Below are 13807 nucleotides of genomic sequence, written 5' to 3' on the forward strand. Positions count from 1 at the left end.
ACGCACGTTCTTCCCGATCCCGGGCGCCGCGGTTACCGGTGCACAGGCCCGCGACCGCGGCCCGCCCGCGCCCCCCTCATGCCGCCCCAGGCCCCGTCCGTCCCGGACGGTCGGCCGGCACGGTCCGGATCAGAGGCTCTCAGACACGTGGCCAGTCCCGTCGCCGTCACCGAGATCCAGCCGCAGGCCCAGGCGCGGCCCGCCCCGCAGGCCGCGCTCAGCCCCGGCGAGATCCGCGCCATCGTCTACGGGCTGATGACCGCGATGCTGCTCGCGGCCCTCGACCAGACCATCGTGGCGACCGCCATGCCGACCATCGGCCTCGACCTCGGCGACGCCGCGAACCTGCCCTGGATCGTCACCGCCTACCTGCTGGCCTCCACGGCGGTGACCCCGCTCTACGGCAAGCTCAGCGACATCCACGGCCGGCGGGTCATGCTGCTGATCGCCATCGCGACCTTCGTGGTCGGCTCGCTCGCCTGCGCGCTCGCGCCCACGATGGTGGCGCTGGCGCTCGCCCGGGGTCTCCAGGGTGTCGGCGGCGGCGGTCTGATCGCCCTGGCGCAGACCATCCTGGCCGACATCATGTCGCCCAAGGAGCGGGCGCGCTACCAGGTGGTGATCGCGGGCGTGTTCGTGACGGCCTCGGTGGCGGGGCCGCTGCTCGGCGGCCTCTTCGCCCAGCACCTGCACTGGTCCCTGATCTTCTGGATCAACCTGCCGATCGGCGTCCTCGCCTTCGCGCTCACCAACGCCAACCTCAAGCGCCTGCCCCGCCACGAGCGCCGCCACCGGCTGGACTATCCCGGCGCCGCCCTGATGGTGGCGGGCTCCGTCACCCTCCTGCTGGCCCTGAGCTGGGGCGGGGTGCGCTATCCCTGGGACTCGGCGCCGGTCCTCGCCCTCCTGGCCGGGGCGGCCGTGCTGGGCGGCGGCTTCGCGGCGCGGCTCGCCACGGCGGCCGAGCCGCTGATCCCCACGGAGGTGCTCAAGGACCGGGTGGTCTACAGCGCGACGCTGGCGGCGTGCTTCGCCATGGGCACCTTCATCGGGCTCACCATCTACGTGCCGATCTTCCTCGAAGGGGTGATCGGGCTCTCGGCGAGCGAGTCCGGAGTGGCCCTGGTGCCGCTGATGATCGGCACCGTCACGGGTGCGACCCTGTCGGGCCGGTCGATGCTCCATTTCCGGCACTACAAGCGCGTGCCCCTGGCGATGATGTGCGTCAGCCTCGCCTGCTGCGCCACCATCGCCTGGCAGGGCCGGGCGCTGCCCTTCTGGCTCATGGAGGTGCTGTTCGCGCTGCTCTCCATGGGGATCGGGACGATCCTGCCGCTCTCGACCATCTCGATCCAGAACGCGGTGGAGACGCACCAGCTCGGCATCGCCACCGCCGCGATGAACTTCTTCCGCTCCCTCGGCGGGGCGCTGATCGTGGCGGCCTTCGGCACGATCGTGCTCGGCGGCGCCGCGGGCGGGGCGGGGGGAGGGGCCCACGACGTGGAGAGCCTAATCCGCGGCGCGGACCCGGCCCAGCTCGCCCTAACCTTCCGCCACGTCTTCCTGGCCGCCTGCCTCGGCCTGCTCGGAGCCTTCACGTTCCTGGCGCTGATGGAGGAGCGGCCCCTGCGCGAGCGCACATCCCCCAAGATGGCCGCCGAGACGCCGGACGCCTCCGCCTGACGGCGGCGCGGAACCGGACGCGGTCCCTCACCCCGCGCGCGCTCCTGTTCCAGGACAGGAGGCCGCCCCGACGCGCGCGCCCGCGTCGCGGCGGGGCCACGGGGAGCGGACAGCGTCACCGGACCGCGCGCCGGCCGGGCGCTCTGCCCTTGATTCGCCCGGATCACCGCTTACGTCGGCCCCATCGGCTGCGGGCCCCTCTGGCGGGCGCTCCTCAGCGCCCGTGATGTCGGAGCCGATGCTTTCCATCTGGAATCAGCATCAGGTCCCCGCACATGATGGACGTCCTCACCGTCGAATGGCTCGGCAAGCCGTTGTGGATGTGGCTCGGGTTCCACGTCCTGATCGCCTGCCTGCTCGCCTTCGACCTCGGGCTCCTCCACCGCGACAAGGAGCACGAGATCGGCGTCCGGGAGAGCTTGGCTCTCACTGGCTTCTACCTCGCCCTCGGCCTCGCCTTCGGCGGCTGGATCTGGTGGTATCTCGGGCCGTCTTCCGCCGAGGAGTACGTCACCGGCCTCGTGGTCGAGAAGTCGCTGTCGATGGACAACGTCTTCGTCATCGCCATGATCCTCACGGCCCTGGGCATCCCGCGGGCGGCCCAGCACCGGGTTCTCCTCTGGGGCATCCTGGCGGCCGTGGTGCTGCGCGGGCTGATGATCGGGCTCGGCGCCGCCCTGGTGCACGAGGTGCACTGGGTGCTCTCCCTGTTCGCCGCCTTCCTGATCTACGCCGGCCTGAAGATCCTGCTCTCGGGCGACGAGGAGGAAGGCGACTTCCAGAACAGCGCCGTCGTGCGCTGGTTCAAGACGACCTTCCGGGTCACGCCCGACCTGCACGGCCAGCGCTTCACCGTGCGCAAGACCGACCCGAGGACCGGCAAGGTCGCCCTGTACTTCACCCCGCTGGCGCTCGCCCTGGTGCTGGTGAACGGCGCCGACGTGATCTTCGCGGTCGACAGCGTGCCGGCGATCTTCGCGATCACCACCGACACGTTCGTGGTCTACACCTCCAACATCTTCGCGATCCTGGGCCTGCGCGCCCTCTACTTCGCGCTCGCCGCGATGGTCGACCGGTTCGCCTACCTGAAGACGGCGCTGGCCTTCATCCTGATCTTCATCGGCGCCAAGATCGTGGTCGCTGACACGTTCGGGCTCATCCACGTGCAGCCCTGGGTCTCCCTGGTGGTGACCCTGACGCTGCTGGCGGCCGGCGTCTTCTACAGCCTCTGGCGGACCCGGACCGACGCGCCGGTCGCGCCGGCCCCGGAGGCCGGACACCCCCGCGAGGCCCGGGCCCACCGCGCCTGAGGGGGCCCGGCGGGCGCCTGGCCCTCAGGCCGGCGGCAGCGCCGCGATCAGGTCGCGCAGGGTGGTGATGGTGGAGGCGTCGGCCACGCCGTCCACCCGCGCCGGGCGGAAATGGCGCTGGAACGCGGTGACCACCGCGTGGGTGCGCGCGTCGAACAGACCGGTCACCGGCAGGTCGTAGCCGTAGAGCGCGAACATCGCCTGCAGCGCCTCGACGGGCTGGCCGGCATCGCCCCGCGCGAAGAACCGGCCGTCCTGGAGGCGCGCGGGGGGCACGCGGTGCCCCACCCCCGCCGCCGCCAGACGGTCCCACGGGAAGATCTCCCCCGGATCCTCCTTGCGCTCGGGCGCGACGTCGGAATGGGCGAGCACCCGCTCCGGCGGGATCGGCCAGCGGGCGAGGATGTCCCGGGCCAGCGCGATCACCGCCTCGACCTGGGGCTCCGGGTAGGGCGGCAGGCCGCCGGCATGGCCCGGGTTCACGATCTCGATCCCGATCGACCGGGAATTGACGTCGGTCTCGCCCTTCCAGGCGCCGGCGCCGGCGTGCCAGGCCCGGCGGGCCTCCGGCACCATCTGGACGATCCCGCCATCCTCGAACACGAGGTAGTGCGCCGAGACCTCGCTCAGCGGGTCGCGCAGGCGCGCGAGGGCGGCGGCCCCGCTGTCCATCCCGGTGTAGTGCAGGATCAGCATGTCGAGCGGCCCCGCGCGGCGGGCGCCGTGGTTCGGCGAGGGCGCGACGCGGCGGGCGAGGGGGCTGTCGGGGGTCAGGCTCACCGCAGCCCGCGCTCCTGCGCGATCCGGTCATAGGCGGCGTTGATCGCGGCGAGCCGCCGCGTGGCGATGGCCACCGCCTCCGTCGGCAGGCCGCGGGCGAGCGCCCGGTCCGGGTGGTGCTCGGCCACCAGCGCCCGGTGGCGGGCCTTCACGGCGGCGTCGTCCGCCTCGCGGTCGAGCCCGAGGACGCCGTAGGGATCGTCCGGCAACCGCACGTGGCGGGCGGCGATGCGCCGGAACGCCGCCTCGTCGAAGCCGAAGATGCCCGAGACCGCGCGCAGGTAGCGCTCCTCGGCCTCGTGCAGCGCCCCGTCGGCGCCGGCGATCTGGAACAGGCCGTCGAGCACGTCCTCGAGGAGGGCCGGCTCGTCGCCGAAGGTGGTCGCCAGTTGCTGGGCGTAGGCCTCGAAGCCGTTCGTGGTTTTCTTGGCGAGGTCGAACAGGCGCTCGACGCCCGCCCGCGCGGACGGCTCCACCTGCACGACCCGGCCGAACGCCTCGACCTCCGAGGGCAGCACGACGCCGTCGGACTTGGCCATCTTGGCGGCGAGCGCCACGAGTCCGGTGGTGAACACGACGTCGCGCGGCGTCCGCCCGAAGGGCGCGCCGACGCGGTCGAGCAGGAAATGACCGGCGACCCCGCCGATCAGCGCCCCGAGGGGGCCGCCGATCGCGAGGCCGAATCCCGCGCCGCCGAGCTTGCCCCAGACGCCCTGAGTTTTGGTCGCCTGAGTCATGGGACGACCGGTCCCGGCGCTGATCCTCGGCTCGGCTCTGTCATCGGCGGCGGCGGGGTTCCGGCACCGGGACGGGCCCGGCCGAGCGACGGGATAGCCGCTCCGCACGCCGCGAGGAAGGGCCGGGACGCGCCCGGCCCTTCCCCTTCAGCTCAGCGGCAGTACACGTTGCCGTAGGCGTCGCGATAGGTGCCGTAGGGGCAGCGCGGCGCGGTCGAGGCGCCCACGATGGCGCCGCCGGCGCCGCCGATCGCGGCACCCGCCAGGGCACCGCCCGCGCGGCCGGTGGCCGCCGCGCCGATCGCGGCACCGGTCAGGGCGCCGAGGCCGGCGCCGCCCAGAGCCCGGTCCTCCGGGGTGTTGCAGCCGGCGAGCGAGAGGGCGGCGATGGTGGCGATGGCGGCGGCCGTCAGCTTCTTCATGGTCCCCAGAACTCCCTTGTGAATCCGGTCCGGCCGGTGGCCGTGATCGTTGCGGATCGGGTCGAGCTTAGCAGGAAAGGAATGTCGGCCATACGGCTAAGGTTCCATCGGCCGCGAGACGCGTTGCGAGACGAGTTGCGCCCGGTTCCCGTCTCGCCCTATGCCACGTTCGGAGGCGCTCCGGCCGCGGTGCCGCGACGCCCTATCCGGCACCACGCCCGGCACCAGTCCGGCACATGTCCGAGGGTCCCATGCCGACAGCCACCACGATCGTCCGCCGGGCCGCGGTCCGCGCCGACCGCGTCGCCGACACGGTGACCCTCGACCGCGCGGGCCGGGCTGCCGTCGCCGGATCCCTGGTCGCCGAGGGCGGCCTCGGCTTCGACGTCGCGCTCACCAAGGCCGCGGCGCTCGAGGACGGCGACGCCCTGCGCCTCGACGACGGCCGGCTCGTCGCGGTGCGGGCGGCCGCCGAGGATCTCCTGGAGGTGCGCGCCGAGAATCCGGCCCGCCTGCTGCGCCTGGCCTGGCAGCTCGGCGGCAGCCACGTGGACGCCGAGATCGGCGCGGACGTGCTCTACGTGCCGGCGACGCCCGCCGCGGCCGAGCTGGTGCGCGGGCAGGGCTGCGTCGCGACCCCGGTCTCCCGTGCCTTCCGTCCCGAGCAGGCCGCCCACGATCACAGCACCTGCGGGCACGATCACGGGCACGACCATCACGCCCACCATCATCACGACCACGGGAATGAGCACGGCCATGAGCACGGCCATGACCACGGGCATGACCACGCCCACGCGCACGATCATGGGCACAGCCACGATCACGGGCACGAGAAGCACGGCCACGATCATGCCCACGGTCACAGCCATGATCACGGCCATGATCACGAGCACGGGCACCAGAAGCACGGCCACGTGCACGGTCCCGGCTGCGGCTGCGGCCACGATCACTAGCGGTTGAGCCGGGCCCGATCGGGGATCCCGCACCGGGCCCCGACCGCGGACGGTCCGCCGCCGTCACGCGACCCTCACGCAGCCCTACGCGGCCGTCACTCTGCCGAGACGAAGCGCAGCGTGCCGGCGCGCCGCGTGGGCTGGCCGGTGTCGTTCGTGTGATTGACGCCGTCCATCACCGGGACCTCCGGAAAGTCGAAGGGGCTGACCCCGTCCAGGCAGGCCACGTTGACGGCGTGGACGTTCGGGTCCGACCGCCGCTGATGGTGCGTGTAGACGCCGCAGCGGGAGCAGAAGAAGTGCTGCGCCGCCCCGGTATGGAACCGGTAGGTCGTCAGCGCCTCCGACCCCTCCAGGATCCTCACCCCGCCCGGCCGCGCCATGACGACGACGGCGCCGCGCATGCGGCAGTAGGAGCAGGTGCATCGACGGATCGACGCGAGATCGTCGTCGAGGGCCGCCTCCAAGCGCACCGCCCCGCAGTGGCAGCGTCCGGACCGGATCGTCGCGTCATCCGTCATGATGCCGGGTCTTCCGTGCGTTTTCCTGTGATCGAGCGCGGTGGCGGAGCCAGCCGGCACCTCGAACCGTAAGTTTCCGGCACCGTGCGGACAATCACCATGTCCTCACACGATGTGTCAGGAAAACTCACGCAGGGTCTCCGGCGGGCCGAGATCCTTGCCGGTCACAGGCGCTTCGGGACGGGCCTGAGGCAGTAGAGGCGCGACGCCTCGGCGGACAGGCTGTCCTGGGCGGCCACGCACTGGTCGAGGGTGAGGCCGATGCTGGCCGCGTAGGGCTCGTTGGGCGACAGCGCCGCGCGGGCGAGGGCCGCTAGGTACAGCAGGAACGCCGCGACCGCGACGACCAGCGCGGCGACGAGGACGCGGTTCAGCAGCATCGCCGGCGACCGCTCACGGGATCCCGACCAGCAGCAGCGCGAGCGCGAGCACCGTGAGTCCCGCTCCGATCAGCGTCACGGCGGTGTAGTCGCGTCCGGACCGCCGCGCGGGCGCGCGACCGGGCCGGCTCACTGCAGCAGACCCCACAGGCCCGTCGCCAGTCCGAAGGTGAGCGAGAGCATCGCTGCGCAGATCAGGACCCGGTCGATCACGCGGGCGGCCCGATCCTCCGGCTGAACGTCGATCATGGCGGGACCTCCTCGCGGCCAGAGTGACGAGCGGCTGTTGCTGACCTGTGTCGGCCCCTCGCCGGCACACGGGTTCGTGTTGTCCGCGAGGGGGGAAGGGCGGCGGGCGGCCTCGAACAGGGCTGTGCCGGCGGGGCGCGGCGCCAGGGCACCGGAACACCCGGGATGCCGTGCGGTTGGACCGGCATCCCCATCGGAGACGACGCGTGACCACGGATCCGCTGCACAAGTATCCCCGCCCGCCCTTCGCGGCGCAGCCCCAGAGCTTCCCCGGCAAGACCGGCCGCATGGAGCCCGAACCCGACCACGGCGAGGCGAGCTACAAGGGCTCGGGCAAGCTGACCGGCCAGGCCGCGCTGATCACCGGCGGCGATTCCGGCATCGGCCGCGCGGTCGCCATCGCCTTCGCCCGGGAGGGGGCCGACATCGCCATCTCCTACCTGCCGGACGAGCAGGCCGACGCGGAGGCGGTCGCCCAGTGGGTCGAGAAGGCGGGTCGGCGGGCGCTGCTCCTGCCGGGCGACCTCAAGGACGCCGCCTACGGGCGCCAGATCGTCGCCCGCACCGTCGAGACGTTCGGGCGCCTCGACGTGCTGGTCAACAACGGCGCGTTCCAGCAGCCGAACGAGGACCTCGCCGCGATCGACGACGCCGTGTTCGAGGACCATTTCCGCACCAACGTGTTCGGCGCGTTCTACGTGACCAAGGCGGCGCTCGCCCATCTCAAGCCCGGCGCCTCGGTGATCTTCACCTCCTCGGTGAATTCCAAGCACCCGATGCCGTCGCTCATGGCCTACAGCGCCACCAAGGGCGCCCTGAGCAACATGGTGCTCAGCTTGGCCCAGCTCCTCGCCGAGAAGGGCGTGCGCGTGAACGGCGTGCTGCCCGGGCCGATCTGGACCCCGTTCATCCCCTCCGGGATGAGCCAGGATTCGGTGAAATCCTTCGGCAGTCAGGTTCCGTTCGGTCGGCCCGGACAACCGGCCGAACTCGCCTCAGCCTACGTGATGTTGGCCTCCGACGAGAGCAGCTACACGTCGGGCGCGCTCGTCACGGTGGCCGGGGCCATGCCGGTGTTCTGACGCGCCTCTCCCACGCACGTCACGGATGTGCCCCGCGCCAGCGGCGCCCGTCCGGGGCGTCGGCGCGCTCAGGCGGCGCGCATCTCGACGAGGAAGCGCATCACCTCGGCGCGCAGGGCCTCGGCGCTGCGGCAGACGTCGCCGGCCGCGGCACCGACCTCCCCGGCCACGCGGTGCGTCGCCTCCGCCGCCGACGAGGCCGAGACCACGTTCGCGCTCACCGCGTCGGTCCCCCGGGCGGCCTCGTCGATGTTCTGAGAGATGTGCCCGGTGGCGAACCGCTGCTGCTCGACCGCCGCCGCGATCGCGCTGGCGATCGCGTTCATCGTGTCGACGGTCCTCCCGATCGAGTGGACCGCGCCGACCGCCTCCGTCGTCTCGCCCTGGATCGCCGCGATCTGCGCGGTGATCTCCTCCGTGGCCTTCGCGGTCTGCCCGGCCAAGCCCTTCACCTCGGCGGCGACCACCGCGAAGCCGCGCCCCGACTCGCCCGCCCGCGCCGCCTCGATCGTGGCGTTCAGCGCCAGGAGGTTGGTCTGCTCGGCGATCGCCGAGATGATCCGCACGACCTCCCCGATCCGCTCCGCCGCCCCGGCGAGGCCGCGGATCTGCCGGTCGGTCCGCTCCGCCTCGCTCACCGCCTGACCGGCGATCGCGGCCGACTTGGTGACCTGCCCGCCGATCTCGCCGATCGAGGCGGACAGCTCCTCGGTCGCCGCCGCCACCGTCTGCACGTTGGCGGCGGCCTGCTGCGCCGCCCCGGCGGCCGAGCCGGCCTGCCGCGACGCCTGCGCGGCGGTGTCGGCCATCGCCCGACAGGCCTCCCGCATGCCGGCCGCGGCGGTGTCGACCCGTGCCAGGAGCTGGCTCGCCTCGGTGTCGAAGCTGCGGGTCACCGCCTCCATCCACTGGGCCCGCTCCTGCCGACGCTCCTGCTCGGCGCGCTGCTCGGTCGACAGGGTCCGCGCCTCGATCATGCTGTCCCGGAACACGCCGGCGGCCTCGGCCATCTGGCCGATCTCGTCGCGCCGGCCGAGACCCGGGATGGCGACGTCCGTCGCGCCGCCGGCGAGGCGGCGCAGGGCGGCCGTGAAGGCGCTCAGGGGGCGGGTGATGCTGCGCGCCAGCAGGAACCCGACCAGCCCGATCCCGATCGCGAGGGGGATCAGCCAGAGCAGGGTGGTGACCATCCGCGCCCGGTCCAGGGCGTGGATGTCGTCCACGTACAGGGCCGAATTGATGACCCATTGCCAGGGCTCGTAGGCGAGCGAGTAGGCGACCTTCGGGGCGGGCTCGGTCTCGCCGAGGCGGGCCCAGCGGTACTCGGTGAAGCCGCCGCCCTCCCGGGCGTGCTGGATCATCGTCCAGACGAAGGTCTTCTTCATCGCCGCGTCGTCGCGGGACCGCGTGCCCTCGATCTTGGGATCGGGATGCACGACGTTGCGGCCGATGTTGCCCGGCTCCGAGCTGTAGACGAAGACGTAGTCGCCGCCGTTGTAGCGCATGGCCCGCAGCGCCTCCGCCGCGCGCCGCCGCGCCTCGTCGGCCGAGACGGCGCCGGCCTCCGCCTGCCGGGCGAACGCCGCCACGATGCCGTGCGCCGACTCGACCTGGGCGCGGATGGCGGCCTTGCGCCCCTCCATCATCACCGCGCCGACGGACGAGACCTGGACGCCCACGATCGATATGAATGCCAGAAGGATGCTACTGATAAGACAAAATATCTTTCTACCGATCGTCATATCAAATATTCCTAACTATAAATAAAGCTACACCGCGAAGCTCGCAGATCGAATCAACTGCCCTTCGGCGCCGCGCCCGCCGATCATCTGCCGAACATTGGAATAATTCCATTCCGGCCACACATGTGAGATATGCTTCATCGCGCTCCCGGCGGAGCGGTCGGCCGGGACGATCGACCTCGTCGCGGACGGTCTCGTGCCGCCGTCGCACGGCCCGCGGGCGCCGATCGGCGGGCCGGACGCGCCCACCGCGCTGCCGGAGCGGGCTAGGCAGGGACACGACGTTCGAGAGGTTCACGCCGCGCGACACGCGGCGGGTCAGCGAGCCGCCGGTCGTCCACGCCCGCCCGTCGGCCGCGCTCGACCGGCTGCTCCGGGCGGACTGCCGCCGGTCCGCTTCCGGGAGTCAGGGCGGGGGAGGCGGGTTGCGCGCAGGTCCCGGCGGTGAATCGTCGGACGCTGTCGCGCCCCGTGGAGCGCGCGGCGCGCGGCCCGACCGCGACATCGATTTCCGGCATCCCGGCCGAGAGGATGCCCGGGGCTGACCCGGATCGCGACGGTGCGGCCTCGAACCCGGAGGCTCCGAGCGCGGCGGGCTCAGGGATCGCGGTGCCGCTCGCGGGCGACGTGCGCGCGCCGCCGCGCCGTCAGCCTACCGCCTCGGCGCGGCGCGGGCGCTCGGCCCGGTCGCCGGCCACCCGCGCCGCCTCGACACCGCGCGCCGGAAGCGACGCGGCGGCGCGCGGTCCCGCGCGGAGCGCGTGACGCGCCGCGGTGACGTGAGGCGGCATCGACGGCGCGCCGCGTCGCGGTCCGACGCGACGCGCCGCTCCGGCGTCAGCGGAGAAGGTTCGGGGGCACCGGCGGGCTCGCGTTGAGCAGCGTGATCGTCACCCGCCGGTTCGGCGCGAGGTAGGGATTGTCCGGGAAAACCGGCTCCGTGTCGCCGCGTCCCGACACGGAGGAGAAGTTGTCGTTGGGAACCCCGGCACCCGACAGGACCTCGCGCACGGCGAGGGCACGCCCGGCGGAGAGGTTCCAGGGCTCGCCGGCCCGCGTCGAGCCCGGGCGCGCGACGGCCGTGTAGCCGGTGATCGACAGGCGGTTGGGCAGCCGCCGGATGGCGGGCGCGAGGGCCTCCAGCACGCGACGGGTGCGGTCGTAGGGCTCGACGGACCCCTCGCGGAACATGGCGCGGCCGTCCTGGTCCACGAGGGAGACGTTCACGCCCTCCTTGGTCTGCTCGATCACGATGTTCTTCGACAGTTCGGCGATGTCGGGCATCGTCTGGAGCGCCTGCCGGAGGCTGGCTATGGCGCTGAAATTGGCCTCCACGTTGGCGACCGGGCGGCTGGCATCGACGTCGCTGACGCGCCCCGGGCTGGTCGGGCGCGTGATCTCCTCCCGCTCGGCGGAGCCCCGCTCCGCGTCGCGGGGCGTGGACGGCTTGTTGCCGGACGTGTCGAGGGCGGTCCCGTACAGGATTCCGCCGGCGCCGCTGGTCGCAGGGCTCAGAGCCGCCGGCGAGAAGTACTCCGCCAGGCCGATCTTCTGCTCCTGCGTCGTCATGCTGATCAGCCACATCAGCAGGAAGAACGCCATCATGGCGGTCACGAAGTCCGCGTAGGCGATCTTCCAGGCCCCGCCGTGGTGGGCGTGGGCGGCCTTCTTGACCTTCTTGATGATGATCGTCGCCATGGACTCCCTCCCGGATGTCGGATCAGCTCTGGGCGGGCAGAGCGGCGGTCGCCGCTTCCACTTCGTTGAAGGTCGGGCGGACGTCGCTCATCAGGGACTTGCGGGCGAACTCGACCGCCATCACCGGCGGCTGGCCGGCGATGTGGGCGAGCAGCCCCGCCTTGAGCGAGAGATAGTACTTGGACTCGGCCTCGAAGAGGCTCTTGAGCGACTGCGCCATGGGCCCGAAGAAGCCGTAGGCCACGAAGACGCCGAAGAAGGTGCCGACGAGCGCGCCGCCGATCAGGTGTCCCAGCACCTCCGGCGGCTCCTTGATCGCCCCCATCGTCTTGATCACGCCGAGCACGGCGGCGACGATGCCGAGCGCCGGCGTCCCGTCGGCGAGCGACTGCATGGCCGAGACGACGCGCTCCTGCTCCTGATGGTGCGTCTCCAGCTCCTCATCCATGAGCGCGTCGATCTCGTGGACGTTGTTGGCGCCCAGCGTCACCATGCGCATGTAGTCGCAGACGAACTCGACCGCGTGGTGGTTCGCCGCGAAGGTCGGGAAGGCGTTGAACAGCGTCGACTCGCCCGGATCCTCGATGTGCGGCTCGAGCGCCATCGCACCCTTCTGCTTCGCGAGCTTGAACAACGAATACTGCATTCCCAGCAGTTCGACATAGGATTGCTGGTTGTACTTGGGGCCCTTGATCAGCGTGCCCAGCATGGCGGGCACGGCCTTGAGCACCGGCCCGGTGTTGCCGATGACGAAGGCGCCGATCGCCGCACCCAGGATGATGACGAACTCGAACGGCTGCCACAGGACCAGCAGATGGCCGCCCATCGCCGCGTAGCTGCCGAAGACGCAGGCGAAGACGATCACTGTGCCGACGATCAGCCGCATGATGTGCCATCCTTGCGCGGCGGCAGGTACAGCCCGCGCGACGCTACCAATGACCTGGGAAATCACTGATCTTGGTTAACGGCGCGTTTAGAGCCGCGGCGGGCGCGCCGGTCGACGGTCCGGGCCCCGCGGTGGACCGTGCCGTCTCTTTTGACGACGGTCCGGGCGTGATACCCCGTCGTCCCGTGCTTCCCGGCGGACTCGACGATGCGCCCCATCGCGCCCCCGCGGTGGGACCGGACGGGGCCGAGCGGGCACGCCACAGCCGGATTCCGAGCAGTCCGACGCCCGATGGGGCATCGCCGAGGTACAGCACGAGAGCGACAGCAAGTGATTGCCGCAACGGAAGAACCCGGAACTCTCAGTGGATGGCGCTTCTCCGTCGCCCCGATGATGGACTGGACGGACCGCCACTGCCGGGCGTTCCACCGGTCCCTCTCGGCGCGCGCCCGCCTCTACACCGAGATGGTGACGACCGGCGCGGTGCTGCACGGGCCGCGGGAGCGCCTGCTCGGCTTCGCGGAGATCGAGCACCCGGTGGCGGTCCAGCTCGGCGGCTCGGACCCGGCGGACCTGGCGCGGGCCGCCCGGATCGCCGCGGATCTCGGCTACGACGAGGTCAATCTCAACGTCGGCTGCCCCTCGGACCGGGTGCAGGAGGGCCGCTTCGGCGCCTGCCTGATGCGCGAGCCGGCCCTGGTCGGCGACTGCGTCGCCGCCATGAAGGCCGCGGTCTCCGTGCCGGTGACGGTGAAGTGCCGGATCGGCGTCGACGACCAGGACCCCGAGGCGGCGCTCGACACCCTGGCCGACGCCGTGGTGGCGGCGGGCGTCGACGGGCTGATCGTCCACGCCCGCAAGGCCTGGCTTCAGGGGCTCTCGCCCAAGGAGAACCGGGACGTGCCGCCCCTCGATTACGGCCGCGCCGCGCGGCTGAAGCGGCGGCTTCCCGGCCTGCCGATCGCGGTCAACGGCGGCCTGCGCGACCTGGATTCCGCGCGGGCGCGGCTCGCCGAGGTCGACGGCGTCATGGTCGGCCGCGCCGCCTACACCGAGCCGGCGCTCCTGCTCGGGGTCGATCCCGACCTGTTCGGCGTGCCGGCGCCGGCCCCCGACGCCTTCGCGGCGGTCGCGGCGTTCGAGCCCTACATCGCCGCGTGCCTCGCCCGGGGCGAGCGCCTCCACGCGGTCACCCGGCACATGCTCGGCCTGTTCAACGGCCGGCCGGGCGCGCGGGCCTTCCGGCGCCACCTCTCGACACACGGCATGCGCCCGGAGGCCGACCTCGCGACCCTGCGGGAGGCGGTGGCGCTGGTCTCCCGCGCCGCCCCCGAGGCCCACGCCGCCTGAGCGTCTTGCGCGGC

Annotated in this window: 13 protein-coding genes; 5 read left to right on the plus strand and 8 right to left on the minus strand. The window is 72.3% G+C overall.

Translation table 11 applies throughout. The features are described from left to right. Positions 1 to 147 precede the first annotated feature (147 nt). The gene (locus ABIC30_RS26285) at positions 148 to 1683 is read left to right on the plus strand and encodes an MDR family MFS transporter (protein ID WP_020092280.1); all 1536 of its coding nucleotides are present in this window, start codon (positions 148 to 150) and stop codon (positions 1681 to 1683) included. A gap of 275 nt (positions 1684 to 1958) precedes the next feature. After that, complete coding sequence (locus ABIC30_RS26290) at positions 1959 to 2993, plus strand: TerC family protein (RefSeq protein ID WP_020092281.1); 1035 nt, start codon at positions 1959 to 1961, stop codon at positions 2991 to 2993. A 24-nt stretch (positions 2994 to 3017) separates the two neighbouring features. On the opposite strand, the gene ABIC30_RS26295 is transcribed toward ABIC30_RS26290, so the two are convergent. The 3 genes from ABIC30_RS26295 to ABIC30_RS26305 form a co-directional block, all read right to left on the minus strand. Further along, positions 3018 to 3773, minus strand: a complete 756-nt coding sequence (locus ABIC30_RS26295) for an N-acetylmuramoyl-L-alanine amidase (RefSeq protein WP_020092282.1) — start codon at positions 3771 to 3773, stop codon at positions 3018 to 3020. Further along, on the minus strand, positions 3770 to 4510 hold the full coding sequence (locus tag ABIC30_RS26300; protein WP_020092283.1) for a TerB family tellurite resistance protein: 741 nt from the start codon (positions 4508 to 4510) through the stop codon (positions 3770 to 3772). Before ABIC30_RS26300 ends, ABIC30_RS26295 begins: the two co-directional genes overlap by 4 nt. Positions 4511 to 4662: 152 nt before the next feature. Beyond that, the gene (locus ABIC30_RS26305) at positions 4663 to 4932 is read right to left on the minus strand and encodes a YMGG-like glycine zipper-containing protein (RefSeq protein ID WP_012318984.1); all 270 of its coding nucleotides are present in this window, start codon (positions 4930 to 4932) and stop codon (positions 4663 to 4665) included. Positions 4933 to 5183: 251 nt separating this feature from the next. Between ABIC30_RS26305 and ABIC30_RS26310 the strand changes: the two genes are divergently transcribed. Next, positions 5184 to 5885, plus strand: a complete 702-nt coding sequence (locus tag ABIC30_RS26310; protein ID WP_020092284.1) for an urease accessory protein UreE — start codon at positions 5184 to 5186, stop codon at positions 5883 to 5885. Between the two features lie 95 nt (positions 5886 to 5980). Here the strand turns inward: ABIC30_RS26310 and ABIC30_RS26315 are convergent, their stop codons facing one another. Next, positions 5981 to 6406 carry a GFA family protein gene (locus ABIC30_RS26315; protein WP_020092285.1) on the minus strand — a complete coding sequence of 142 codons (426 nt, stop codon included), beginning with the start codon at positions 6404 to 6406 and terminating at the stop codon, positions 5981 to 5983. Between the two features lie 164 nt (positions 6407 to 6570). Beyond that, positions 6571 to 6786 carry a hypothetical protein gene (locus ABIC30_RS26320; protein ID WP_020092286.1) on the minus strand — a complete coding sequence of 72 codons (216 nt, stop codon included), beginning with the start codon at positions 6784 to 6786 and terminating at the stop codon, positions 6571 to 6573. Positions 6787 to 7241: 455 nt separating this feature from the next. On the opposite strand from ABIC30_RS26320, the gene ABIC30_RS26325 reads away from it, so the two are divergent. Beyond that, positions 7242 to 8117, plus strand: coding sequence for an SDR family oxidoreductase (locus tag ABIC30_RS26325; RefSeq protein WP_020092289.1), 876 nt, complete (start codon positions 7242 to 7244; stop codon positions 8115 to 8117). Positions 8118 to 8185: 68 nt separating this feature from the next. Here ABIC30_RS26325 and ABIC30_RS26330 read toward each other — a convergent pair whose 3' ends face one another. From ABIC30_RS26330 to motA, 3 genes are all read right to left on the minus strand, one after another. Beyond that, the gene (locus ABIC30_RS26330; protein WP_234082880.1) at positions 8186 to 9796 is read right to left on the minus strand and encodes a methyl-accepting chemotaxis protein; all 1611 of its coding nucleotides are present in this window, start codon (positions 9794 to 9796) and stop codon (positions 8186 to 8188) included. A gap of 900 nt (positions 9797 to 10696) precedes the next feature. Then, a complete protein-coding gene (locus ABIC30_RS26335) occupies positions 10697 to 11557 on the minus strand; it encodes a flagellar motor protein MotB (protein WP_020092313.1) in 861 nt (286 codons plus the stop codon). Positions 11558 to 11579: 22 nt separating this feature from the next. Beyond that, positions 11580 to 12443, minus strand: coding sequence for a flagellar motor stator protein MotA (gene motA, locus ABIC30_RS26340; protein ID WP_020092314.1), 864 nt, complete (start codon positions 12441 to 12443; stop codon positions 11580 to 11582). Positions 12444 to 12734: 291 nt separating this feature from the next. Between motA and dusA the strand changes: the two genes are divergently transcribed. After that, positions 12735 to 13793 (plus strand): tRNA dihydrouridine(20/20a) synthase DusA, encoded by a 1059-nt coding sequence (gene dusA, locus ABIC30_RS26345; protein ID WP_081636460.1) that lies wholly within the window; start codon positions 12735 to 12737, stop codon positions 13791 to 13793. The last annotated feature ends 14 nt before the right edge of the window (positions 13794 to 13807 follow it).

The organism is Methylobacterium sp. 1030 (assembly GCF_040544715.1).
GTDB lineage: Bacteria > Pseudomonadota > Alphaproteobacteria > Rhizobiales > Beijerinckiaceae > Methylobacterium.

Bases quoted from the DNA above. Each gene is read 5' to 3' on its own strand.
- ABIC30_RS26315 (WP_020092285.1), bottom strand. From the start codon at position 6,406: ATGACGGATGACGCGACGATCCGGTCCGGACGCTGCCACTGCGGGGCG.
- ABIC30_RS26310 (WP_020092284.1), top strand. From the start codon at position 5,184: ATGCCGACAGCCACCACGATCGTCCGCCGGGCCGCGGTCCGCGCCGAC.
- ABIC30_RS26300 (WP_020092283.1), bottom strand. From the start codon at position 4,510: ATGACTCAGGCGACCAAAACTCAGGGCGTCTGGGGCAAGCTCGGCGGC.
- motA (WP_020092314.1), bottom strand. From the start codon at position 12,443: ATGCGGCTGATCGTCGGCACAGTGATCGTCTTCGCCTGCGTCTTCGGC.
- ABIC30_RS26290 (WP_020092281.1), top strand. From the start codon at position 1,959: ATGATGGACGTCCTCACCGTCGAATGGCTCGGCAAGCCGTTGTGGATG.
- ABIC30_RS26320 (WP_020092286.1), bottom strand. From the start codon at position 6,786: ATGCTGCTGAACCGCGTCCTCGTCGCCGCGCTGGTCGTCGCGGTCGCG.
- ABIC30_RS26335 (WP_020092313.1), bottom strand. From the start codon at position 11,557: ATGGCGACGATCATCATCAAGAAGGTCAAGAAGGCCGCCCACGCCCAC.
- dusA (WP_081636460.1), top strand. From the start codon at position 12,735: ATGGGGCATCGCCGAGGTACAGCACGAGAGCGACAGCAAGTGATTGCC.
- ABIC30_RS26305 (WP_012318984.1), bottom strand. From the start codon at position 4,932: ATGAAGAAGCTGACGGCCGCCGCCATCGCCACCATCGCCGCCCTCTCG.